The organism is Sphingomonas sp. SL1004 (assembly GCF_057815015.1).
Map to the genome: position 1 here is coordinate 302,992 of NZ_JBYMUX010000001.1, position 22,595 is coordinate 325,586.

General features: G+C 66.4%; 18 protein-coding genes. 10 read left to right on the forward strand and 8 right to left on the reverse strand.

What is annotated here, in order from left to right:
- Nucleotides 1-105: 105 nt before the first annotated feature.
- Genes AC3D24_RS01450 through AC3D24_RS01465 form a run of 4 tightly spaced genes read right to left on the reverse strand, consistent with a single transcriptional unit; the run spans nt 106 to nt 5,220 of the window.
- Complete coding sequence (locus tag AC3D24_RS01450; RefSeq protein ID WP_489027532.1) at nt 106-1,311, reverse strand: acyl-CoA dehydrogenase family protein; 1,206 nt, start codon at nt 1,309-1,311, stop codon at nt 106-108.
- Nucleotides 1,312-1,334: 23 nt separating this feature from the next.
- A complete protein-coding gene (locus AC3D24_RS01455) occupies nt 1,335-2,432 on the reverse strand; it encodes an acyl-CoA dehydrogenase family protein (protein WP_489027535.1) in 1,098 nt (365 codons plus the stop codon).
- The gene (locus tag AC3D24_RS01460) at nt 2,429-3,967 is read right to left on the reverse strand and encodes an acyl-CoA synthetase (RefSeq protein ID WP_489027537.1); all 1,539 of its coding nucleotides are present in this window, start codon (nt 3,965-3,967) and stop codon (nt 2,429-2,431) included. Before AC3D24_RS01460 ends, AC3D24_RS01455 begins: the two co-directional genes overlap by 4 nt.
- The gene (locus AC3D24_RS01465; RefSeq protein WP_489027539.1) at nt 3,967-5,220 is read right to left on the reverse strand and encodes an acetyl-CoA C-acetyltransferase; all 1,254 of its coding nucleotides are present in this window, start codon (nt 5,218-5,220) and stop codon (nt 3,967-3,969) included. Before AC3D24_RS01465 ends, AC3D24_RS01460 begins: the two co-directional genes overlap by 1 nt.
- Before the next feature lie 119 nt (nt 5,221-5,339).
- Between AC3D24_RS01465 and AC3D24_RS01470 the strand changes: the two genes are divergently transcribed.
- Both AC3D24_RS01470 and AC3D24_RS01475 read left to right on the forward strand, forming a co-directional pair.
- The gene (locus AC3D24_RS01470) at nt 5,340-5,894 is read left to right on the forward strand and encodes a TetR/AcrR family transcriptional regulator (protein ID WP_489027541.1); all 555 of its coding nucleotides are present in this window, start codon (nt 5,340-5,342) and stop codon (nt 5,892-5,894) included.
- A gap of 53 nt (nt 5,895-5,947) precedes the next feature.
- Complete coding sequence (locus AC3D24_RS01475; protein ID WP_489027543.1) at nt 5,948-7,567, forward strand: choline dehydrogenase; 1,620 nt, start codon at nt 5,948-5,950, stop codon at nt 7,565-7,567.
- Between the two features lie 235 nt (nt 7,568-7,802).
- Here AC3D24_RS01475 and AC3D24_RS01480 read toward each other — a convergent pair whose 3' ends face one another.
- Nucleotides 7,803-8,582, reverse strand: coding sequence for an SDR family NAD(P)-dependent oxidoreductase (locus tag AC3D24_RS01480; protein ID WP_489027545.1), 780 nt, complete (start codon nt 8,580-8,582; stop codon nt 7,803-7,805).
- Between the two features lie 104 nt (nt 8,583-8,686).
- Between AC3D24_RS01480 and AC3D24_RS01485 the strand changes: the two genes are divergently transcribed.
- Genes AC3D24_RS01485 through AC3D24_RS01500 form a run of 4 tightly spaced genes read left to right on the forward strand, consistent with a single transcriptional unit; the run spans nt 8,687 to nt 14,643 of the window.
- Nucleotides 8,687-10,057 (forward strand): cytochrome P450, encoded by a 1,371-nt coding sequence (locus tag AC3D24_RS01485; RefSeq protein ID WP_489027547.1) that lies wholly within the window; start codon nt 8,687-8,689, stop codon nt 10,055-10,057.
- Nucleotides 10,058-10,099: 42 nt separating this feature from the next.
- Nucleotides 10,100-12,175, forward strand: coding sequence for a prolyl oligopeptidase family serine peptidase (locus AC3D24_RS01490; RefSeq protein WP_489027549.1), 2,076 nt, complete (start codon nt 10,100-10,102; stop codon nt 12,173-12,175).
- Nucleotides 12,172-14,280, forward strand: coding sequence for a S9 family peptidase (locus AC3D24_RS01495; protein ID WP_489027551.1), 2,109 nt, complete (start codon nt 12,172-12,174; stop codon nt 14,278-14,280). Before AC3D24_RS01490 ends, AC3D24_RS01495 begins: the two co-directional genes overlap by 4 nt.
- A gap of 48 nt (nt 14,281-14,328) precedes the next feature.
- Nucleotides 14,329-14,643: a hypothetical protein gene (locus AC3D24_RS01500; RefSeq protein ID WP_489027553.1), complete on the forward strand. Its 315-nt coding sequence runs from the start codon at nt 14,329-14,331 to the stop codon at nt 14,641-14,643.
- 155 nt (nt 14,644-14,798) lie between these two features.
- On the opposite strand, the gene AC3D24_RS01505 is transcribed toward AC3D24_RS01500, so the two are convergent.
- From AC3D24_RS01505 to AC3D24_RS01515, 3 genes are all read right to left on the reverse strand, one after another.
- Nucleotides 14,799-15,746 carry an aldo/keto reductase gene (locus AC3D24_RS01505; protein ID WP_489027555.1) on the reverse strand — a complete coding sequence of 316 codons (948 nt, stop codon included), beginning with the start codon at nt 15,744-15,746 and terminating at the stop codon, nt 14,799-14,801.
- Entirely contained in the window at nt 15,743-15,967 is a 225-nt protein-coding gene (locus AC3D24_RS01510) for a hypothetical protein (RefSeq protein WP_489027557.1), read from the reverse strand. The genes AC3D24_RS01505 and AC3D24_RS01510 overlap by 4 nt, the downstream gene beginning before the upstream one ends.
- 114 nt (nt 15,968-16,081) lie before the next feature.
- Nucleotides 16,082-16,453, reverse strand: a complete 372-nt coding sequence (locus AC3D24_RS01515) for a hypothetical protein (protein ID WP_489027559.1) — start codon at nt 16,451-16,453, stop codon at nt 16,082-16,084.
- Between the two features lie 193 nt (nt 16,454-16,646).
- Between AC3D24_RS01515 and AC3D24_RS01520 the strand changes: the two genes are divergently transcribed.
- The 4 genes from AC3D24_RS01520 (at nt 16,647) to metH (ending at nt 22,594) form a co-directional block, all read left to right on the forward strand.
- Complete coding sequence (locus AC3D24_RS01520; RefSeq protein WP_489027561.1) at nt 16,647-17,600, forward strand: ArsR/SmtB family transcription factor; 954 nt, start codon at nt 16,647-16,649, stop codon at nt 17,598-17,600.
- Nucleotides 17,597-18,541 carry a methylenetetrahydrofolate reductase gene (gene metF, locus AC3D24_RS01525; RefSeq protein WP_489027563.1) on the forward strand — a complete coding sequence of 315 codons (945 nt, stop codon included), beginning with the start codon at nt 17,597-17,599 and terminating at the stop codon, nt 18,539-18,541. Before AC3D24_RS01520 ends, metF begins: the two co-directional genes overlap by 4 nt.
- Nucleotides 18,542-18,668: 127 nt before the next feature.
- On the forward strand, nt 18,669-19,727 hold the full coding sequence (locus tag AC3D24_RS01530) for a homocysteine S-methyltransferase family protein (protein WP_489027565.1): 1,059 nt from the start codon (nt 18,669-18,671) through the stop codon (nt 19,725-19,727).
- 143 nt (nt 19,728-19,870) lie between these two features.
- Entirely contained in the window at nt 19,871-22,594 is a 2,724-nt protein-coding gene (gene metH / locus AC3D24_RS01535; RefSeq protein WP_489027567.1) for a methionine synthase, read from the forward strand.
- The last annotated feature ends 1 nt before the right edge of the window (nt 22,595 follow it).

Sequence of the window (22,595 nt, forward strand, 5' to 3'; positions counted from 1 at the left end):
GCGCCACAGACCATTGATGACAGCATTGCTCAATGAATCCCTGTAATCAATCGGGTAGCGCGGATTACGTTTTCACGGGTTTCGCCCGTTGCACGATACCCATCATCACGCGCCGACCGGCAAGTCCCGGAATGCCTGATCCTTGTCGACGCGGATTTCGCCGGGCAGGCCGAGGACGCGTTCGGCGATGATGTTCTTGAGGATCTCGTCGGTGCCGCCGGCGATGCGCAGGCCTGGTGCCCACATCGTCGCGGCGTGGAACGCGCCTTTCAGCGGGGTCAGCGCGGGATCGGATATGATGCCGTATTGATCGCCGGCCTCGACCGCGGTGTTGCCGATCGCCTGTAGCTGGTTGGCGGCGACGATCTTGCCGATCGAGCTTTCGGGGCCGGGCACCTGTCCCTTCGACAGCGCGGTGATCGTCCGCATCCGGGTGTTGCGCAGGCCTTCCGCTTGCACCCACCAGTCGGCGAGCGTCTGGCGGAACGCGGCGTCCTTCAGCAGCGGGCCGTCTCCGCCATTGGCCTGGGCGGCGAAGGCGAGGATGTCCTCGGGGCCGACGCCGCCGCTCGTCCCGATCGCGAGACGCTCGTTCATCAGCGTGAACAGCGCGACCTTCCAACCGCCGTCGACCGGTCCGAGGCGTTGCGCGTCGGATATGCGGACATCCTCGAACCAGACTTCGTTGAAGCTCGACCCGCCGGACATCTGGTGGATTGGGCGGATCTCGATCCCCGGCGCCTTGAGGTCGAGCCAGAACATCGTCAGGCCCTGGTGCTTCGGCACGTCGGGATTGGTGCGGACCAAAACGATGCCGTAGTCGCTGTAATGCGCGCCCGAGGTCCAGACCTTCTGGCCGTTGATCACCCAGTCGTCGCCGTCGCGGACGGCGCGTGTGCGGATTGCGGCGACGTCCGACCCGCCGGCGGGTTCGGAGAAGAGCTGCGACCAGATCTCGTCGCCGCGGACCGCGGGGCCGACGAAGCGGTGCTTGGTCGCGTCGTCCGCATAGGCCATCACGGTCGGCACGCACATGCCGAGGCCGATCGTGAAATAGCTGCCGTCGACTGCGTGGCGCGCCTCTTCCTGGCTGAAGATCACGCTTTCGATCGGGGTACCGCCGCCGCCACCCCATTCCTGCGGCCAGGTGATGCACGCATAGCCGCCGGACGCCTTGCGCGCCTGCCATGCCTTCGCCTTGGTCATGTCGTCCGGGTAATGGGCCGCGTCATGCTCGGCGATGTTCGCGTCGAGCCAGTCGCGCGCGGCGGCGCGATACGTGGCTTCGGCGTCGCTGTCCTTGAAGTCCATGCTCGTCCTTTCAGGCGGCCCAGCTAGGCGGCGTTGCGCATTTCGAGTTGGCCGACGAGGCGTTCGCGCCAGGCCGCGGGGCTGCCGGCGACGAGTGCGAGCTGGCGCGAGCGGCGGTAATAGAGGTGGCAGTCGGACTCCCAGGTGAAGCCCATGCCACCATGCGTCTGGATGTTCTCCTTCGACGCGAACCAATAGGCGTCGGACGCGGCGACACGCGCGGTGGCGGCGGCGAGCGGCAGTTCGGCGGCGCCCGCGTTCAGCGCCCACGCGCCATAATAGGCGTTCGAGCGCGCGAGTTCGTTCTTCACGTACATGTCGGCGAGCTTGTGCTTGATCGCCTGGTAGCCGCCGATTTGTCGGCCGAAGGCGTAGCGATCGAGAGCGTAGCCCTTCGCCATCTCGAGACAGCGATCCGCGCCGCCAAGCTGCTCGAACGCGAGGAGGACCGCCGCGCGGTCGAATACCGCCTGCATCGCGGCGATGCCGTCGTCGCTGCCTAGCTTCTCGCAAGGCGCGTCGGTGAAGGTGAGGCGGGCGGCGCTGCGCGTCGGGTCGAGCGTTTCGAGGACTTCCGCGGTGACGCCTGCGCCCTTCTCGACGAGGTAGAGGCCATCGCGCGCGAGGACGACGATCAGATCCGCGACGTCGCCGTCGGTGACGGGGATCTTCTCGCCGGTGAGTGTGCCACCGGAGACGGTGGTGCGGACCGATCGTGCGGTGACCGGGCCGGCGCCTTCCGACGTGGCGAACGCGCCGATGACGTCGCCCGCCGCGATCCTCGGCAGCCATCGGACTTTCTGGGTGTCACTGCCGTAGAGCGCGAGCGCTTCGGCGACGAAATAGACGGTCGAGGCGAACGGGATCGGTGCGCAGGCTCGCCCCAGTTCCTCGGCGATCGCGCAGAGTTCGATATGGCCGAGCCCCAGTCCGCCGAATTCCTCGGGGATCGCTGCGCCGAGCCAGCCTTGTGCGCCGACGGCTTTCCATAAGTTTGCGTCATACGCTTTAGCGGGATCGTCGAGCACCGCGCGAACGCGGTCGCTGCCGCAATGCGCCGCAAGGAACTTGCGCGCTTCGTCCTTCAGGAATTTCTGGTCGTCGGAATAATCGAAGTTCATGCGGACTCCTTGGCTTGCGCCCAATATTCGTCGCGGAGCAGGCGCTTGTAGAGCTTGCCCGTCTCGTGCCGCGGCAACGTCTCGCGGAAGTCGATCCGGCGCGGTGCCTTCACATGGCTGAGGTTCGCACGAGCGAATGCGCTGAGCTCGGCGGCGAGTTGCGCGCGATCCTCGGTCGGGTCGGCGGGGCAGACGATCGCCACCACCTGTTCGCCCATCTCGTCGTCCGGCGCGCCGATCACCGCGACGTCGGCGACCTTCGGGTGCGTGACGAGCAAATTCTCGATCTCGGCGGGATAGATGTTCACGCCGCCCGAGATGATCATGAAGCTCTTGCGGTCGGTGAGGTAGAGATAGCCCTCCTCGTCAAGCCAGCCGACGTCGCCGAGCGTGGTCCAGCCATGTGCGTTGGCGGCCTCCGCGGTCTTGGCGAGGTCGTTGTGATATTCGAACGCGCCACCGCCCGCGAAATAGACATCGCCTTCGGAGCGCGCGGGGAGCGCGTTGCCGTCCTCGTCGCAGATCATCGTCTGTGCGGTCAGGTTGCGGCCGACCGAGCCCTTGTGCGTCAGCCATTCCGCGCTGGAGATCGCGCAGAACCCGTTGCCTTCGGTGCCGGCGTAATATTCGCCGATGATCGGCCCCCACCAGTCGATCATCGCCTGCTTGACCGGGAGCGGGCAGGGCGCGGCGGCGTGCCACACCGCCTTCAGCGACGACACGTCGTAACGCGCGCGGACCTCGGGCGGGAGTTTGAGCAGGCGGATGAAGTGCGTCGGCACCCATTGCGCGTGCGTGATCCGGTAGCGTTCGATCGCGGCGAGCGCAGCCTCGGGGGCGAAATGCTCCATCACGACGACGGTGCCGCCGACCTGATGCACCGCCATCGACCAGCGCAGCGGCGCGGCGTGATAGAGCGGCGCGGGCGAGAGATAGATCATCTCGGGGGTGAAGCCGTACAGCCCCTTGCCAAGCATCACGAGCGGCGAGACGTTCGTGCCGAACGGCTCGTCCGACAGCGCGTGCTTGACACCCTTGGGCTTGCCGGTGGTGCCCGAGGAATAGAGCAGGATGCCGCCGGGGGACGGGTCGGCGATGGGCGTTTCGGGCTTAGCGTCGCGCGCGGCTTCGTACGCCGCGTACCCGTCGATCGCGCCGTCGACCACATAGCGCCGCACGTCGTCGAGCATCGGTACCAGCGCGGCAGCAACCTCTGCGCATCCCCTGCTCACGATCAGCACACGGCAATCGCCGTCGCGGATGATGTACGCCGCCTCTGCCGCGGTCAGTTTCGACGAGAGGCAGGTGCAGTAGACGCCGGTGCGCTCGGCTGCCCACATCACCTCCAGATAGCGCGGCGAATTGTCCATCAGCACCGCGATCCCGTCGCCGCGCTTCAACCCTAGCGAGCGGAGCAGGTGCGCGCCTTGGTTCGCCCGCGCATCGAGATCGCGATACGTCACCGTCTCGCCCGTTGCCGCCATGATGTAGGCAAGCTTGTCGGGCGTCGTCAGCGCGTGCGCGACGGGGTGCATCAGACGCGCTCGATGATGATCGCCGGCGCCATCCCGCCGCCCGCGCACATCGTCACGAGCCCGCGCTTCAGGTCGCGGCGTTCGAGCTCGTCCAGGATCGTGCCGATCAGGATCGCGCCGGTCGCGCCGATCGGATGGCCCAGCGCGATCGAGCCGCCGTTGACGTTCACCTTGTCACGGTCGAGCTTCAGGTCGCGGATGAACTTCTCGGCGACCACCGCGAACGCCTCGTTGATCTCCCACAGATCGATATCGTCGACCGTCAGCCCAGCCTTTGCGAGCACTTTTCGTGCGGCGGGGACGGGAGCGTTGAGCATCAGCGTCGGGTCGTCGCCCATGTTCGCCATTGCGACGATCCGTGCGCGGGGCTTCAGGCCGTGCTTGGCGGCGTAATCGGCACTCGCGAGCAGTACGGCCGCGGCGCCATCGACTACACCGGAGGAATTGCCGGCGTGATGGACGTGCTTGATATCGACGTCGGGATAACGCCGATTGATCTGCTTGCGGAAGGTCGTGCCCTTGTCGTCGAGCGGTATGTCGGCGATCCCGGCGAACGAGGGGCGCAACGCGGCGAGACCCTCGGCGGTCGTATCGGGCCGCGGATATTCGTCCTTTTCGAGGACCAGCGCGCCGGTGGCGTCGGTGACGGGGACGAGGCTGCGATCGAACCGGCCTTCGGCGATCGCCACGGCAGCACGCCGCTGGCTCTCGAGCCCGAGTGCTTCGAGCGTTTCGCGGTCGATCCCCTCGATGCTGGCGATCGCGTCGGCGCAGATACCCTGGTTCGATTGCGGATGCGCGGCGTCGAGTCTGGCGTTGCCCGAGCCGATCCCGAGCGGCCGTTTGCCTGCCGCCATGTCGTCCTGCATCATAGTCGTGGTCAGCGACATCATCTCGGTCCCGCCGGCGATGACGAGGTCCTCCATCCCGCTCATGATCTGCGCCGCGGCGAAGTTTACCGCGGTAATCCCGCCGCCGCAGAACCGGTCGAGCGTCGTCCCGCTCGCCTTGACGTCATAGCCCGCATCGAGCGCTGCCATCCGCCCGAGATCGCCACTCTGCTCGCCGCGCTGCGTCGAGGTCGACCAGATGATGTCGTCGACATCGGCGGTATCCAGCTTGTTTCGCTCGGCAATCGCCTTCAGGACGGTCGCGGCGAGATGTTGGGGGTGCATGTGCGCAAGCGCGCCCTTGCCGGTCTTACCGATCCCACGCGGGGTACGGACGGCGTCGATGATCAGTGCCTCGGCCACATCGCTCTCCTGTTGCACCCGTCGGTCTGCTCCGATCGTGATGCCTGATGCCGGATTGCGTCCGGCTTCGTTACGACGTAACATTCGTTATGGGGAATGGCTTGTCAAGCAGGGTATTGGTGGAAGAGGCGACGGCACCGCGTGGCGATCTCGCGCCGCGCGACTGGCTGGAGATGGGTCTGTCGTCGCTCAAGACCGGTGGCCTTCGCGCGCTGAAGCTGCGCAGCCTGGCGCAGGCGCTGGGTGCCTCGACCGGTAGTTTCTATCATCATTTCAAGGATTTCGACGGCTATCACGCGGCGCTCGCGGGGTATTTCGTCGAGGCGCATATCGATCCGCTGGTGGCCATGCTGTCCGCATCGGACTTGTCGCCGGTCGAGCGGATCCGGGCGTTCGCCGATCATGTCCGCGATCATGACATGGCGCAGCTGGCGCTGGCGATGCGCGCCTGGGCGAGGAGCGACGCGCGTGCGGCGGCGGCGATCCGCGAGCATGACGACACGGTGATGGCGTTTCTCGTCGCGCAATTGTCCGCGCACGGGTTCGACTCGGTCGAAGCCGGGATCCGTGCCTATGCGCTGCTCGCGATCGGTCTCAGCGAACTGCATCCGGACGAGGCGATCGACCGCGACGTGCTGCGCGGAGGGTTGCTAACGCTGCTGTGCGAGCGCTAGCCTGATACCGCGACTCCGTAAGAAAAGCGGAGCGTGAACAAGAGGATGCGGGCATGCAGACGTATGACTACGTAATTATCGGCGCGGGCTCGGCCGGCTGTGTGCTCGCCGCGCGGCTGACCGAGGACCCCGATGTGTCGGTGCTGCTGCTCGAGGCGGGTGGGCGCAACGACGGCGTGCTGGTGCGGATGCCCGCCGGGGTCGGCGAACTCATCAAGAGCAAGAACCCGAGCAACTGGGGCTTTTCGACCGAGCCCGAGCCGCATCTCGACAATCGCCGCCTGTGGTGGCCGCGTGGCAAGGGGCTGGGCGGGAGCTCGTCGATCAACGGCATGATCTACACGCGAGGGCATCCGCAGGATTACGACGAGTGGCGGCAGATGGGGCTGCCCGGCTGGTCGTTCGACGACGTGCTGCCGTATTTCAAGCGGCTTGAGGGGCATCATCGCGGCGATTGCGAACTGCACGGCGGCGGCGGGCCGCTGACGATCTCGGGCGGCGAGTCCGACAGTCCGTTCTACGATGCGCTGGTCGAGGCGGGACGGCAGGCGGGCTATCCGGTGACCGAGGATTTCAATGGAGCGAGCCAGGAAGGGTTCGGGCGCTACGACCTGACCGTCGCGGACGGCAAGCGCTGGAGCACCGCGGCAGCGTATCTGCGGCCGGTGTTGTCGCGGCGTAACCTGACCTGCGTGACGGGGGCGCGGACGACGCGCATCCGGATCGACAAGGCGCGGGCGGTCGGCGTCGACTATGTGCTCGACAAGGGCGCGCGGGCAGAGTCGGTGACGGCGACGCGCGAAGTATTGCTATGCGCGGGGGCGGTGCAGTCGCCGCAGATCCTCCAGCTATCGGGGATCGGAGATCCCGATCGGCTGACCGCGGCGGGGGTCGGCGTGGTGCATGCGCTGCCCGGCGTCGGGGAGAATCTCCAGGACCATCTCGACGTCGTGATGAACTGGAAATCGCGCGGGCTGCGCACCGGCTATGCGATGACCAAGGGTGTCGGGATGATCGGCGTCGGGCTGAATTATTTGTTGCGCGGCAAGGGAGCGGGGCGGCAGCAGTTCCTCGAGGCAGGCGCGTTCGTGTCGTCGCGCGAGGGGCTGTCGCGGCCGGATGTTCAAATCCACGCGGTGCTCGCGATCATGCAGGATCATGGCAAGGTGAAGGCGACCGAGGATGGTTTCACGTTGCACCTGTGCCAGTTACGGCCGGAAAGTCGGGGTCGGATCGGGCTAAGCTCGGCGGATCCGTTTGCCGATCCGGTGATTGCTGCGAACTATCTCGCGACTGCGGAGGATCGACGGGTGATGCGGGCGTGTGTCGGGATCGGTCGCGATGTCGCGCGGCAGGCGGCGCTCGATCCGTACCGGGCGGGGGAATTGTCGCCGGGTGAGGACGTGCGCACCGACGACGAGATCGACGCCTGGGTAAGGCGGACCGCGGAGACGATCTACCACCCGGTGGGGACGTGCAAGATGGGCACTGCGGACGACGCGATGGCTGTTGTCGATGCGACGCTGACGGTACGCGGGTTGCAGGGGTTACGGGTGGTGGATGCGTCGGTGATGCCGACACTGATCGGGTCGAACACCAATGCCCCGACGATCATGATCGCGGAGAAGGCGGCGGATATGATCAAGGGCCGGCAACTGGCGCGGGCGGCCTAGCGCGGTCGGTATTTGCATCCTCCCCCGCTAGGGGGAGGTGGCACCGGAGGTGACGGAGGGGGAGGACACGGAACAGGCGTTTCCCTTACCTCCCCCTCCGTCTGGCAAGAGCCAGCCACCTCCCCCTTGCGGGGGAGGATACGTTTCCTCTTATCCCGCACCCGACCATCCTCACCAACCGCCCTCCCCGAGGTCTCTGGTCGGGTGGGAAGGGTGAGGACAGCTCTTTAAATTATCACCGTGGCGCCATCCGGATCGCGCCGTCCAGCCGCACGTCCTCGCCATTGAAGTACCCGCACTCGATCATCGTCAGCGCCAGCGCCGCGAACTCCTCCGGCCGCCCCAGACGCTTCGGAAACGGCACCGACGCCGCTAGCGCATCGCGGACCTGCTGCGGGGCCGCCGCTAGCAACGGCGTGTCGAAGATCCCCGGCAAGATCGTGTTCACCCGGATCCCCTCGCTCATCAGATCGCGCGCGATCGGCAGGGTCATCCCGACGACCCCGGCCTTCGAGGCGGAATACGCAGCTTGGCCCATCTGGCCATCCTCCGCCGCCGCGCTCGCGGTGTTGACGATCGCCCCCCGCTCGCCGTCTTCCCCCGGCTCCAGTGTCAGCATTCCCGCCGCCGACTTGGCGAGGCAGCGAAACGTGCCGACGAGGTTGATCTGGATGATCCGGTCGAACGCATCGAGCGGAAAATGCTTGATCGAGCCGTCCTGCTTCGAGCGCCCCGCGGTCTTCGCCGCATTCCCCGTGCCCGCACAATTGACCAGGATCCGCTCCTGACCATGCGCCGCGCGTGCCGCCGCGAACCCGGCATCGACGCTGTCGTCGGATGTGACGTCGACCTTGCAGAACACCCCGCCGATCTCGTCCGCGAGCGCTTCGCCCTTGTCCGCCTGGAGGTCGAAGATCGCCACCTTCGCGCCTTTGGCGGCCAGCGCCCGCGCGGTTGCCGCGCCCAATCCCGACGCACCGCCGGTCACCACGGCAGCACTGTTTGCGAGGTCCATGCATCTCTCCTGTCAAAGCCCCGGAGTCCGCGCCCCGGTTGCAGAACATTAGTTATGCCGGTATTCGAGGCTTGCCAAGCCGGCATGTCGCTGAGGATCCGCCGATGAGCCACGCCATGTTGCAGAACGCCAGTCCGCACTGGCTCCCGCGTCAGCGAAAGGACGCGCTCGATCATATTCCGGGGAGCAACGGCCTGCCGTTCGTCGGCAACACGTTCAAGTTGCTCGCCGATCCAATCGCGTTCTCGGAAGGCATGGCGGCGCGATACGGCCCGATCTATCGCAATCGCGCGCTCGGCGGGACCGGCGTCAACCTGCTCGGTCCCGATGCGAACGAACTGGTGTTGTTCGATCGCGACAAGATCTTCTCGTCTGAGCAGGGGTGGGGCCCGCTGCTCAACATGCTGTTCCCGCGCGGCCTCATGCTGATGGATTTCGACAAGCACCGTGCCGACCGGAAGGCGCTGTCGGTGGCGTTCAAGCCCGAACCAATGCGGCATTACGCCACCGAACTCGACGCGGGCATCGAGGCGGCGGTCGGCGGCTGGGCCGGGCAGACCTTGCGCTTCTACGACGCGGTCAAGAAGCTCACGCTCGATCTCGCCGCGACCAGTTTTCTTGGCGTGCCGCTCGGCGCGGAGGCGGATCGGATCAACCAGGCGTTCGTCGACGAGGTGCAGGCGAGCGTCTCGCCGATCCGCAAACCCTGGCCCGGGACGCAGATGCGCAAGGGGGTGAAGGCGCGCGCGTATCTGGTCGACTTCTTCGAGCGTGAAATCCCCGCGCGGCGGACCGGCAACGGCCAGGATTTCTTCTCGCAATTCTGCCGCGCGACCGATGACGACGGCGCGCCGCTGTCCGCGCTGGCGATTGCCGACCACATGAATTTCCTGATGATGGCGGCGCACGACACGATCACGTCGTCCGCGACGAGCCTTGTCATGCTACTCGCGCGCAACCCGGATTGGCAGGAGCGGTTACGCGAGGAGGTCGCCGCGCTCGACCCGCACGTGCCGCTGACCGAGCAACTCGATCGGCTCGTCCTCACCGAATACGCGTTCAAGGAATCGCTGCGGATGATGCCGCCGGTCCCGTCGATCCCGCGCCGCGCGCTGAAGGATTTCAGCTTCGGCGGGTATGATATTCCCGCCGGGACGAACGTCGGCACGGGCATTACCTATACGCACCGGATGGCCGAGCATTGGCCCGATCCCGACAAGTTCGACCCGCTCCGCTTCACGCCCGAAGCGTCGAAGGGCCGCCACCGGTTCGCGTGGGTGCCGTTCGGCGGCGGCGCACATATGTGCATCGGTCTCCACTTCGCGACGATGCAGATGCGACTGCTGATCGCGCATCTGCTTACGCGCTACCGGATCGAGGCGGCGGCGGGCAGTGGCGATGCGTGGCAGGTCTTCCCGATCCCGCGCCCGAAGGATGGTTTGCCGGTGACGTTCGTACCGCTTGCCACCCCGTAATAGTGTGTCATCTTCGCGCGGTTCATTCGAAGGAGCCGTTCGTTGCGCTTGACCCTTGCTCTCCTCCTGCTCGCGGCGACGCCGGCCTTCGCCCAGCAACAGCCGGTTGCGCCGGTACCAGACGGCCCGACGCGCAGCTTCACCGGGAGCGACCTGTTCGGCCTGACGATCGCGGCCGATCCGCAGATCAGCCCGGACGGCAAGACGATCGTCTATGTCCGCCGCACCGGCGACGTGATGACCGACAAGATGCAATCGTCGCTCTGGCTGATCGACGTAGCGAGCGGACGGCAGACGCCGTTCGCGACCGACGGCAGCAGCCCACGCTGGTCGCCCGATGGTGCGCGGATCGCCTATGCCGCGCGCGACGGCGAGGGATCGCAGCTGTTCGTCCGCTGGATCGGCGGCGCCCAGAGTGCGCGCGTAACGAGCTTCCCCGGGGATCCGCAGGCGCTCGCCTGGTCGCCGGACGGGACCAAGCTCGCCTATATCGCGACGGTAGCAGGCGAGGGGACCAAGCTCGGCACGCAGCCGCCCAAGCCCGAGGGCGCGAAATGGGCCGAGCCGCTGACGATCATCGACCGCGTCAACTACCGAAACGACGGGACGGGCTATGTAAAGCCGGGCTACGACCATCTCTTCGTGGTGGGCGCGGACGGGGGCGCGGCTCGGCAGCTGACCTATGGCAAGTTCGACGATGGCGGCCCGCTGTCTTGGACGCCCGACGGCCGCAGCATCGTCTTCGCCGCGATCCGCGGGCCCGCCGCCGATCGCCAGGTGATGAATTCCGACGTGATCGCGGTCGATGCCGCGAGCGGCACGATGCGGACGCTGACGACGCGCGACGGCCCGGACGCGCAGCCGCGCGTGTCGCCCGACGGCGCGAAGATCGCGTGGCTCGGCTTCGACGACAAGCGCCGCAGCTACGAGAACACGCAGCTCTATGTCGGCGACCGCGATGCCGCCTCGCCGCGCTCGCTCACCGCCACGCTCGACCGGGCGATCGAAGACGCGGTGTGGTCCGCCGATGGCCGTAGCCTGTATGCGAGCTATGACGACCGCGGCCAGCGCCGTGTCGCCCGCGTCGGTGTCGATGGCCGCGTCACGCCGCTGATCGACAATGTCGCGGGCGGCGGGCTCGATCGGCCCTATACCGGCGGCGAGTTCTCCGTCTCGAAGGGCGGCACGATCGCCTATACCGGCGGCGATGCGAGCGCCCCCGCCGACGTCTGGGTGCTGGCGGGCGGGAAGCCGCGTCGCCTCACCACGCTCAACGCGGTGCTGACCGGATCGAAGGCGCTCGCGCAGGTCCGGAAAATCGCGGTGACCGCACCCGATGGTCGGCCGATCGACGCTTGGCTCGCCACCCCGCCGGGGCGTGTCGCGGGCCAGCGCGTGCCGCTGATCCTCGAGATCCACGGCGGTCCCAACGCCGCCTACGGCCCCGGCTTCGCGACCGACATGCAGCTCTACGCCGCGGCCGGTTACGCGGTGCTCTGGACCAACCCGAGGGGCTCGACCTCCTATGGAGCCGAGTTCGCCAACCTCATCGACAAGACCTATCCCGCCGCGGATTACGACGACCTGATTGCCTCGGTCGACGCGGCGATCGCGGACGGCACCGCTGATCCGGACAATCTGTTCGTGACCGGCGGATCGGGCGGGGGGCTGCTGACCGCCTGGATCGTCGGCAAGACCGACCGGTTCAAGGCCGCCGCGACGCAGAAGCCGGTGATAAACTGGATCAGCGAGGCGCTGACGATGGACAACACGCTGTTCACCTCGCGCTACTGGTTCACCAAGCTGCCGTGGGAGGATCCAATGAGCTATTGGAACCGCTCGCCGCTGAGCTTGGTCGGCAACGTCAAGACGCCGACGCTGGTGGTGGTCGGGGGCGACGATTACCGGACCCCGGTGAGCGAGTCCGAGCAATATTATGCGGCGCTCCAGATCCGCGGCGTGCCGACCGCGCTGGTCAAGGTGCCGGGCGCGAGCCACGGTGGCCTTGCCGCCCGCCCATCGCAGTCTGCGGCAAAGGCGTCGGCGATCATCGCTTGGTTCGATCGATACCGGAAGCCGACGGTCGCAACGACGCCGGCGCAGGGAGCAGCACAGTGACGATACGGTACATGATGCTTGCTGGCGTGGCGCTGGTGTCGACCGCGGCGGTCGCGCAGGTCGAGCCGCCGCACGTCGCGAAGAAGCCGTTCCAGGTGATGTCGCCCAACGGCGCGCGCGCGGACGACTATTACTGGCTGCGCGACGACACGCGTAAGAACCCCGAGATGCTCGCCTATCTCGCCGCGGAGAACGCCTATGCCGATGCGCAGCTCGCGTCGCTCAAGCCGCTCCAGGCCAAGCTGTACGAAGAGACCGTCGCGCATATCAAGCAGGACGACAGCTCGGTCCCGTATGCGAAGAACGGCTATTATTACGGCTCGCGGTTCCAGACCGGCGCCGATTACCCGATCCTCGAACGCCGCAAGGGGAGCCGCACCGCGCCTGCCGAAACGCTGTTCGACGAGCCGGCGATGGCGAAGGGCCACAGCTTCTTCGCGCTGAGCGACTGGGCGGTAAGCCCCGACAACGCCCGCGTCGCCTGGGCCGAAGACACCGTCGGCCGCCGTCAATATGTGCTCAAGGTGAAGGACCTCGCGACCGGCGCGACGGTGGCCGACACGCTCTCGAACATAGAGCCCAACGTCGTCTGGGCGGATGACAACAAGACGGTCCTGTACGTCGAGAAGGACCCGGTCACGCTGCGCGGCTACCGCGTGAAGGCGCACGTCCTCGGCACCCCGGTCGCCAGCGATCGGCTGCTGTACGAGGAGAAGGACGACACCTATTCGATGGGCGTCTCGCGCACCGCCGACGACAAGTTCGTCTGCATCGGCGTGAGCAGCACGGTCAGCGACGAGCAACGCTGCGCACCGGCCGCCGCGCCAACGAATTTCACGATCGTCGCACCGCGGGCGCGCGAGTTCCGCTACGGCGCGGATCATATCGGCAATCGCTGGATCATCCGCACCAACAAGGACGCGAAGAACTACAAGCTCGTGACTGTCGCCGATGCCGATCTGGCGAAAGGAACGACGGCATGGCGCGACCTGACGCCGGCCAGCGACACCGTCTTCATCGAGGGGTTCAAGCCGTTCGACGGGTTCGTCGCGATCGACCAGCGCGAGGGCGGCAACCGGATGATCCGCGTATTGAGCAATGCCGGCAAGTCGACTGCGGTGACCGCCGACGAACCGGCCTATCGCATGTCGCTCGACGTCAACGAGGAGACCGCGACGCCGTGGGTCCGCTACACCTATGGCTCGCTCGTCACGCCGACGACGACCTACGAGGTCAACGCGAAGACAGGCGAACGACGCGTGCTGAAGGTCGCGCCGGTGCCAGGATACGACCCTGCGAAATACGTCACCGAGCGAGTCTGGGCGCCTGCGCGGGACGGCACGCGCGTGCCCGTCTCGCTGGTCTATGCCAAGGGCACCAAGCGCGACGGCACCGCGCCGCTCTTCCAATACGCCTATGGCAGCTACGGCATTTCGAGCGACCCGGGCGTCGATCCCGGGCGCATCGGCCTGCTCGATCGCGGCGTGGTCTATGCGATCGCGCATATCCGCGGCGGGCAGGAAATGGGCCGCGGCTGGTATGACGACGGCCATCTGCTCAACAAGAAGAACAGCTTCACCGACTTCATCGATGTTACCCGCTATCTCGTCGCGCAGAAATACGCGGCGAAGGACCGCGTCGCGGCGATGGGCGGCAGCGCGGGCGGGCTGCTGATGGGCGGCGTCGCGAACATGGCGCCGCAGGATTACAAGCTGATCATCGCGCAGGTGCCGTTCGTCGATGTCGTCACGACGATGCTCGACGCGTCGATCCCGCTGACGACGTTCGAATATGACGAATGGGGCAACCCCGCGCAGAAGGCGTCGTACGATTACATGCTGAGCTATTCGCCGTACGATAACGTCAAGGCGAAGGCGTATCCGGCGCTGTATGTCGGCACCGGGCTATGGGACAGCCAGGTCCAATATTACGAGCCGACCAAGTGGGTCGCCAAATTGCGCGAGCTGAAGACCGACACGAACCCGCTGCTGTTCCGGGTGAACATGGAAGCCGGCCACGGCGGCAAGTCCGGCCGGTTCGAGCGCTATCGCCAGAATTCCGAGTGGCAGGCGTTCATGCTGCAACAACTTGGGCTGGCTAAATAACGGCCCGGCACTCGGAGCGGTGCCGGATCGAAACGAGAAGGTGCGCGGATGCTGGTTCGGATTTTCATGGGCGCGAGCTGGGCTACGGCTGACCGGCAGGAGGATTACGAGTTCGATGCGCTGCCGGCGGTCGGTCACAAGCTGGCGATCGCGTATGACGATGGTTGGGAAGTGGCGACGGTGCGGGACATCGTCCACCGGCTGACCGATCCGGAGACGGCGGCGGATATCGCGATATTGGTGTCGGTGCCGGTTGCGAGCGGGAATGCGGCGGATGCGCTGCCGCTGGCCGGGCTGGATGGCGTTTCCGCGAAGACGCCGGGGGTTTCGGTGCCGAAGACGGCCAGCCCTTGGGGCTCGTAACGAGCACTACGCGCCAGACCGTCGATCCTCCCCCGCAAGGGGGAGGTGTCGCCGAAGGTGACGGAGGGGGCGGATACGGAACAGTCGTTTCGCCTGCCTCCCCCTCCGTCTGGCAAGCGCCAGCCACCTCCCCCTGGCGGGGGAGGATCGTTGGGTCAGGCGCCGGCTTCGGTGAGGGAGTCGAGTTGGTCCTTCGACAATTCGAGCGTCATCGCGGGCAGCAGGTCCTCGATCTGTTTCACGCTCGTGGCGCTGGCGATCGGGGCCGTCACACCGGGTTGCGCAATCAGCCAGGCGAGTGCGATCTGCGCGTGCGTCGCATTGGTGGCCTCGACGACCGCGTCCATCGCCTCCAGGACGGCCTTGCCCTTGCCCTTGAGCAGTTCGCCCATCCGGCCGCCGCGGACGCTCTGGCCGAGATCGTCCTTGGTGCGGTATTTACCGGTGAGGAAGCCCGAGGCGAGGCCATAATAGGGCAGCACCCCGATATTCTCGGTGACGCAGTAATCCTGCAATTCGCCTTCGAACTTGGTCCGGCTGACGAGGTTATATTCGGGCTGGAGGACGTGATAACGCGGCAGGTCCGAGGTCTTGGCGGCCTCGACCGCGGATTTCAGGCGAGCGGCGTGGAAATTCGATGCGCCGATGACGCGCACTTTACCCGCGTCGACGAGCTTGCCGAAGGCTTCGAGGACGGCGTCCTGCGCCACATCCTCGTCATCCTGGTGCGCGTAATAGAGGTCGATGCGATCGGTGCCGAGGCGCTTGAGCGAGGCTTCGGCGGCAGCCGCGATGCGCGCGGGGGCAAGCTTCTCGCCGCCTTCGCCGGGGAGCATGCCGACCTTGGTCGCGATCAGCACGTCGTCGCGCTTGCCGCTGGCCTTGAGCCACTCGCCGATCATCGCCTCGGATTCACCGCCCTTGTGGCCGTCGACCCACGCCGAATAGACGTCGGCGGTATCGATCATCGTGCCGCCGCCCGCGACGAACGCGTCGAGCACGGCAAAGCTGGCGGCGCGGTCGGCCGTCCAGCCGAAAACGTTACCGCCTAGAACGAGAGGTGCGATCTTGAGATCGGTCGAGCCGAGGCGGCGAAGGGTCATTGGGTCTGATCGCTTTGGTTCGAGAGGGGATTCGAGGGTGTTTCGGTATCCGGCGCGGCGTCGTCGGGAGCGGCGGCGACTGCGTTCAGATCGACGCTGTTCGCATCGAGCATCGCGGCGGCTTCGTTCAACTGGTGTGCTTCGTCGGCGGTGACGGCGCCGGGCTCGCGGGCCGGTGAGCAGGCTGCCAACGAAGAAATAGCAAACAGCGCCCCCACCACCACACCGTCATGCCAGCGAAAGCTGGTATCTTTCCGTGCCGGTCGTCGTGACCTGAACCGGGAGATCCCAGCGTTCGCCGGGATGACGGGGAGGTGGGGGCGCCTTGGCAAGGCTTAGTCCTTGATCGCGTTGCCGGCGCGGGTCAGCGCGTTGCCGGTGGCGTCGGCGGCGCGGTCCGCACCATTGCTGATCGAGGCGCCTGCGCGGTCTGCGCCGGCTTCGATCCGGTCACCGGCGCGGTCGGTCTTGGCACCAAGGTTGTCGGTCGCGCGGTCGAGATGGTCGCCGGCATTGTCCATCGTCGCTTCGGCCGAGCCGAGTGCGCGGTCGCTGGCGGCGCTGACGTCGCTGACGGCGTTCTGCGTGGTCGCGCTGGCATCGGCGGCGATCGCGTTGGCGGCCTGGGCGGTCTGGTCCTGCGCGTTGTTGCTGCACGCTGCCAGGCCGGCGGTCAGGGCCAGGGCGGGGATCAGGAACTTCTTCATGCTTACTACTCCCGTTGAGACTATGGCTTATCCCGGGGGGACATGGCCTTGTGGACCAGCGACAGGCCAGCCCATAGCGCAATCGAACGCGGGTAAAGCGTTTCCGATCCGTCATGGTCGGCCACTATGCGATAAGCCGCAGACGCTCACGCTCGCGTTGACCTCATATAAAGAATTCTTTATATGTCCTGGCATGACGATGGCGCTCGAAATCTTCCGTGCTCTGGCGGACGCGACCCGGTTGCGGATCCTTGCGCTGTTGCGACGGATGGAACTGTCGGTCGGCGAACTCGCTCAGGTGCTCGGGCAGAGCCAGCCACGGGTCTCGCGGCACGTAAAGATCCTGTGCGATGCCGGGCTTGCCGAGCGTCGCAAGGAGGGCAGCTGGGTGTTCGTCGCACTGGGAGCGCCGACTGTGGTCGAACCCGTCGCGGGCGCGCTCGATGCGTGGGCGAAGACCGAGCCGGATCACTGGGCGGTGGCGGATGCAGCACGGCTCGCAGCCGTGCGCGCGGACCGGGCCGCGAGCGCGGCGGCGTGGTTCGAAGGGCATGCCGACGAGTGGGACGCGATCCGGTCGTTGCATGTCGCCGACAGCGAGGTCGAGGCGGCTATGGCGGCTGTGCTGGGTGACGCGTCGATCGGTACGTTGATCGATATCGGCACAGGGACGGGCCGCATGCTCGAACTGTTCGGGGGGCGGGCAACGGTCGCGCTCGGGATCGATCGCAGTTCGGAGATGTTGCGGCTGGCGCGGGCGAAACTGCACGACATGACGCATGCCGAATTGCGGCAGGCGGATCTGTATGCGCTGCCGATGGCGGATGCCGCGGCGGACGTCGCGATCCTGCATCACGTGCTGCATTTCGCGCAGCAGCCGGGTGCGGCGGTGAGTGAAGCGGCGCGAGTGCTGGCTCCAGGCGGACGGTTGCTGATCGCCGACTTCGCCAGCCACGACCGCGAGGAACTGCGGTTGCGCGACGCGCATACGCGCCTCGGCTTTGCGGACGAGCAGATGGCGGCGTGGTTCGAGGCGGCAGGCTTGCAGACGGCACGGGTCGAGACGCTCGAGGGTGGCGAGTTGACGGTGAAATTATGGCTCGGCCGGAAGATCGGCGCGAGCTTGCGTGAGGTGAAGGCGGCATGACGAACATTTCCATTCCCCAGTTGGCCGAAGCGCGCCGCGCGCTCGAAGAACCGCTGTTCGCGGATCTTGCGGGTGATGTCGGGCTGAGCTTCGAATTCTTCCCGCCCAAGAGCGAGAAGATGGAGACTCAGCTCTGGGAAGCGATCCGCACGCTGGAGCCGCTCGCGCCCGATTTCGTGTCGGTGACGTACGGTGCGGGTGGGTCGACGCGCGAGCGGACGCATGCGACGGTGGCGCGGATCCAGCGCGAGACGTCGATGAACGCCGCGGCGCATCTGACGTGTGTCGAGGCAACCAAGGCCGAGATCGACCAGGTGGCGGAGGAATATTGGGCGGCGGGCGTGCGGCATATCGTTGCCCTTCGTGGCGATATGCCTACCTTGGGCCAGCCGTATCAGGCGCATCCGGGCGGGTATGAGAATGCGGCGGCCTTGGTCGCTGGGTTGCGGAAGCTGCATCCGTTCGAGATCTCGGTCGCGGCGTATCCCGAATGCCATCCGGAATCGGGTGGACATGACGCGGATATCGACAATCTGAAGCGCAAGATCGATGCCGGTGCGACCCGCGCGATCACGCAATTCTTCTTCTCGCCCGAAGCATATTTCCGATTTCGTGACCGGGTCGCGGCGGCGGGTATTACCGCGCAGATCCTGCCGGGTATCCTGCCCGTGTCGAACGTCGCGCAGACGCGGAAATTCGCGGGGCTTTGCGGTGCGGAGATTCCGGCGTGGATGGATCGGCTGTTCGAGGGCCTCGACGATCATCCCGCCGCACGACAGCTCGTCGCGGCGACGATCGCGGCCGAGATGTGCCGGCGGTTGTATGCGGGCGGCGTGAAGGATTTCCACTTCTACACGCTCAACCGCGCGGAACTGGCGTACGCGATCTGCCACATGCTGGGCGTGCGCGCGAAGCCTGTCGACAAGGTCGCCGCGGCGTAATTCTGCTCCCCTCCCGTACGCGGGAGGGGCCGGGGGTGGGCTCGCGCTCGCCTCCAACGATACCGCCCGAGGATAGCGGGCGCCCACCCCCAGCCCCTCCCGCTTGCGGGAGGGGGGAGTGAAAACGATGACACCACGTGAACGTTTCAACGCGGAAGCCGCCAAGCGCATCCTGATCACCGACGGCGCGTTCGGCACCGAGATCCAGAACTGGAAGCTCGACGAGGCGGCTTACGCAGGGTCGCTCGGGCTGAGCCACGACCAGAAGGGCAACAACGACATCCTGGCGATCACCAAGCCGGAAGTCCCCGAGACGATTACGCGCGAGTATCTCGACGCAGGCTCGGACATCGTCTCGACCAACACGTTCAGCGCCAACGTGATTAGCCAAGCCGATTACGGCGCCGAGCATCTGGTCCGCGAGATCAACGTCGAATCCGCCCGCATCGCGCGTGCGCTCGCGACCGAGTACGAGGCAAAGGACGGCCGTCCGCGCTTCGTGGCCGGGGCGATCGGGCCGACCAACAAGACGCTGTCGCTGTCGCCCGACGTCAACGATCCCGGCTTTCGCGAGATCGACTTCGATTACCTCAAGGGCGTCTACCGCGAGCAGATCGACGCGCTGCTCGAAGGCGGCGAGGGGGTTGGCGTCGACTTCATCCTGATCGAGACGGTGTTCGACACGCTTAACGCCAAGGCGGGCATCATGGCGGCGATCGAGGCGGGCGACGACCTCGGCCGTGATGTACCGATCATGCTGTCGATGACGCTGACCGATCTCTCGGGCCGCAACCTATCGGGGCATACCGTCGAGGCGTTCTGGCACGCGGTGCGGCATGCCAAGCCGGTGACGATCGGGCTCAACTGCTCGTTCGGCGCGGAGCAGCTTCGGCCGCATGTGAAGACGCTGTCGGCGATCGCGGATACGCTGATCATGATCTACCCGAACGCCGGGCTTCCCAACGAACTCGGTGAGTATGACGAGCAGCCGGCGACGACGGCCGGGTTGGTCGGCGAGTGGGCGGTGGCCAAGCAGGTCAACGTGCTCGGCGGCTGCTGCGGGTCGACCCCGGCGCATATCAAGGCGATGGCCGACGGCGTGCGCGGGCTCGAGCCGCGGGTCGTGGCGCGACCTGAAGTCCGGACCAAGCTCGCCGGTCTCGAACCGTTCACGATGGCGGCGTAAATCCTCCCCGGCACGGGGAGGGGGACTGCGCCTGAAAGGCGTGGTGGAGGGGGCTCTCCACCAGGCGTAACGTTCGTGGAGAGCCCCCTCCACCGCTCTGCGAGCGGTCCCCCTCCCCGTACCGGGGAGGAATTGGAAAACCGATGACCACGACCACCTCCTCCTCCACCTCCTTCGTCAACATCGGCGAGCGCACCAACGTCACCGGCTCGGCGCGCTTCAAGAAGCTGATCATGGCGGGCGACTATCCCGCCGCAGTCGAGGTCGCGCGGCAGCAGGTCGAGAGCGGCGCGCAGGTGCTCGACGTCAACATGGACGAGGGGCTGCTCGACGCGCACCACGCGATGACGACGTTCCTGAAACTGATCGCTGCCGAGCCCGACATCGCGCGCATCCCGTTCATGGTCGACAGCTCGAAATGGAGCGTGATCGAGGCCGGGCTGAAGTGCGTCAGCGGCAAGCCGATCGTCAATTCGATCAGCATGAAGGAAGGCGAGGAGCAGTTCCTGGCGCAGGCGCGCAAGTGCATGGCGTACGGTGCGGCGGTCGTCGTGATGGCGTTCGACGAGGTCGGACAGGCGGACACCAAGGCGCGGAAGGTCGAGATCTGCGAGCGCGCCTACAAGCTGCTCGTCGGGATCGGCTTCCCGCCCGAGGACATCATCTTCGATCCCAACGTCTTCGCGGTCGCGACCGGAATCGAGGAGCACGACAATTACGGCGTCGACTTCATCGAGGCGTGCCGCGAGATCAAGGCGCGCTGCCCGCATGTCCATATCTCGGGCGGGCTGTCCAACTTCAGCTTCTCGTTCCGCGGCAACGAGCCGGTGCGCCGGGCGATGCACAGCGTGTTCCTGTACTACGCGATCCCCGCGGGCATGGACATGGCGATCGTCAACGCCGGCCAGCTCGACATCTACGACGACATCGATCCCGAACTGCGCCAGGCAGTCGAGGACGTCGTGCTCAACAAGGACCCCGAGGCCGGCGACCGCCTCGTCGCGCTCGCCGAACGCTATCGCGGTACCGACGTGGTCGCGGAGAAGGCGGCGGCGGAATGGCGCTCGCTGAGCGTCAACAAGCGGCTCGAGTACGCGCTGGTGAAGGGCATCGACCTCCACGTCGTCGAGGATACCGAGGAAGCGCGGCTGATCATCGACGGCAACAACGGGCGGCCGATCGAGGTCATTGAAGGCCCGCTGATGGATGGCATGAACGTGGTCGGCGACCTGTTCGGATCGGGCAAGATGTTCCTGCCGCAGGTCGTCAAGTCGGCGCGCGTGATGAAGAAGGCGGTCGCGCATCTGCTGCCGTATATCGAGGCGATGAAGGAGCCCGGCGCGCGCGGCAAGGGCAAGATCATCATGGCGACCGTCAAGGGCGACGTGCACGACATCGGCAAGAACATCGTCGGCGTGGTGCTCCAGTGCAACGGCTTCGACGTGGTCGATCTCGGCGTGATGGTCCCGTGGTCGAAGATCCTCGAATCTGCGAATGAGAATGATGCGGACATGATCGGGCTCAGCGGCCTCATTACGCCGTCGCTCGACGAGATGGTGACGGTTGCCGAGGAGATGAAGCGCGCGGGGATGACGATGCCGCTGCTGATCGGCGGTGCGACGACGTCCAAGGTGCACACCGCGCTGCGGATCGCGCCGGCGTATGACGGCCCGGTGGTGCATGTGCTCGATGCGAGCCGCGCGGTGGGTGTCGCGTCGACGTTGGTGTCGGACACCATCCGCGACGAGTTCGTGACGAAGACTGCGGACGAGTATGAGGCGGTACGGATCTCGCGCGCGAACAAGGGGCAGAGCGAGTTGCTGCCGCTGGAAACCGCCCGCGCGCGCGGGTTTGTGGCCGACTTTGCGATGAAGCCGCCCGCACCGGTGAAGCCTGGCGTGCACGTGTTCGCCGACTGGGACCTGTCGGACCTGCGCGACTATATCGACTGGACGCCGTTCTTCCGCGCGTGGGAACTGGCGGGGAACTTCCCGGCGATCCTGACCGACGAGGTCGTCGGCGAGAGTGCGAGTTCGCTGTATGCGGATGCGCAGGCGATGCTCGATACGATCATTGCGGAGAAGTGGCTGACGCCGCGTGGCGTCGCGGGCCTGTGGCCTGCTCGGCGCGAGGGCGATGATGTGGTGGTCATCGCTTCCCCCCTCCCGCAAGCGGGAGGGGCCGGGGGTGGGCGCGCGCTCACCTCCACCGTCACGCCCGAGGATGGCGCGAGCCCACCCCCCAACCCCCTCCCGCAAGCGGGCGGGGGGGAAGCGGTACGTCTCCCGATGCTCCGCCAGCAGATCGCCAAGCGCGAGGGCCGCGCGAACATGTGTCTCGCCGATTTCGTCGACACGCACGACGACTGGTTCGGCGGCTTCGCGGTCGGCATCCACGGGATCGACCCGCATATCGCCCGTTTCAAGGCGGACAACGACGACTATAACGACATCTTGCTGAAGGCGCTCGCCGACCGTTTCGCCGAGGCCTTCGCCGAACGCCTCCACAAACACGTCCGCACCGACCTGTGGGGCTACGCACCCGACGAACAGCTTACCAACGAAGCGATGATCAAGGAACAATATCGCGGGATCCGGCCGGCGCCGGGTTACCCCGCGTGTCCGGACCACAGCCTCAAGCCGATCCTGTTCGATCTACTCGACGCCGAGACCGCGACCGGCCTCGAACTGACCGAGAGCTTCGCGATGTTCCCGACAGCGGCCGTCTCGGGCTTCTATTTCGGCCACCCGCAGGCCGAGTATTTCGGTGTGGCGCGCGTCGGGCGCGACCAGCTCGAGGACTACGCTGCACGCCGTGGCGCGGACCTGAAGACGGCCGAACGCTGGCTTCGCCCCAACCTCGACTAAC

Bases quoted from the DNA above. Each gene is read 5' to 3' on its own strand.
- AC3D24_RS01450 (WP_489027532.1), bottom strand. From the start codon at position 1,311: ATGGACTTCAAGGACAGCGACGCCGAAGCCACGTATCGCGCCGCCGCG.
- AC3D24_RS01455 (WP_489027535.1), bottom strand. From the start codon at position 2,432: ATGAACTTCGATTATTCCGACGACCAGAAATTCCTGAAGGACGAAGCG.
- AC3D24_RS01460 (WP_489027537.1), bottom strand. From the start codon at position 3,967: ATGCACCCCGTCGCGCACGCGCTGACGACGCCCGACAAGCTTGCCTAC.
- AC3D24_RS01475 (WP_489027543.1), top strand. From the start codon at position 5,948: ATGCAGACGTATGACTACGTAATTATCGGCGCGGGCTCGGCCGGCTGT.
- AC3D24_RS01480 (WP_489027545.1), bottom strand. From the start codon at position 8,582: ATGGACCTCGCAAACAGTGCTGCCGTGGTGACCGGCGGTGCGTCGGGA.
- AC3D24_RS01485 (WP_489027547.1), top strand. From the start codon at position 8,687: ATGAGCCACGCCATGTTGCAGAACGCCAGTCCGCACTGGCTCCCGCGT.
- AC3D24_RS01500 (WP_489027553.1), top strand. From the start codon at position 14,329: ATGCTGGTTCGGATTTTCATGGGCGCGAGCTGGGCTACGGCTGACCGG.
- AC3D24_RS01505 (WP_489027555.1), bottom strand. From the start codon at position 15,746: ATGACCCTTCGCCGCCTCGGCTCGACCGATCTCAAGATCGCACCTCTC.
- AC3D24_RS01515 (WP_489027559.1), bottom strand. From the start codon at position 16,453: ATGAAGAAGTTCCTGATCCCCGCCCTGGCCCTGACCGCCGGCCTGGCA.
- AC3D24_RS01520 (WP_489027561.1), top strand. From the start codon at position 16,647: ATGACGATGGCGCTCGAAATCTTCCGTGCTCTGGCGGACGCGACCCGG.
- metF (WP_489027563.1), top strand. From the start codon at position 17,597: ATGACGAACATTTCCATTCCCCAGTTGGCCGAAGCGCGCCGCGCGCTC.
- AC3D24_RS01530 (WP_489027565.1), top strand. From the start codon at position 18,669: ATGACACCACGTGAACGTTTCAACGCGGAAGCCGCCAAGCGCATCCTG.
- metH (WP_489027567.1), top strand. From the start codon at position 19,871: ATGACCACGACCACCTCCTCCTCCACCTCCTTCGTCAACATCGGCGAG.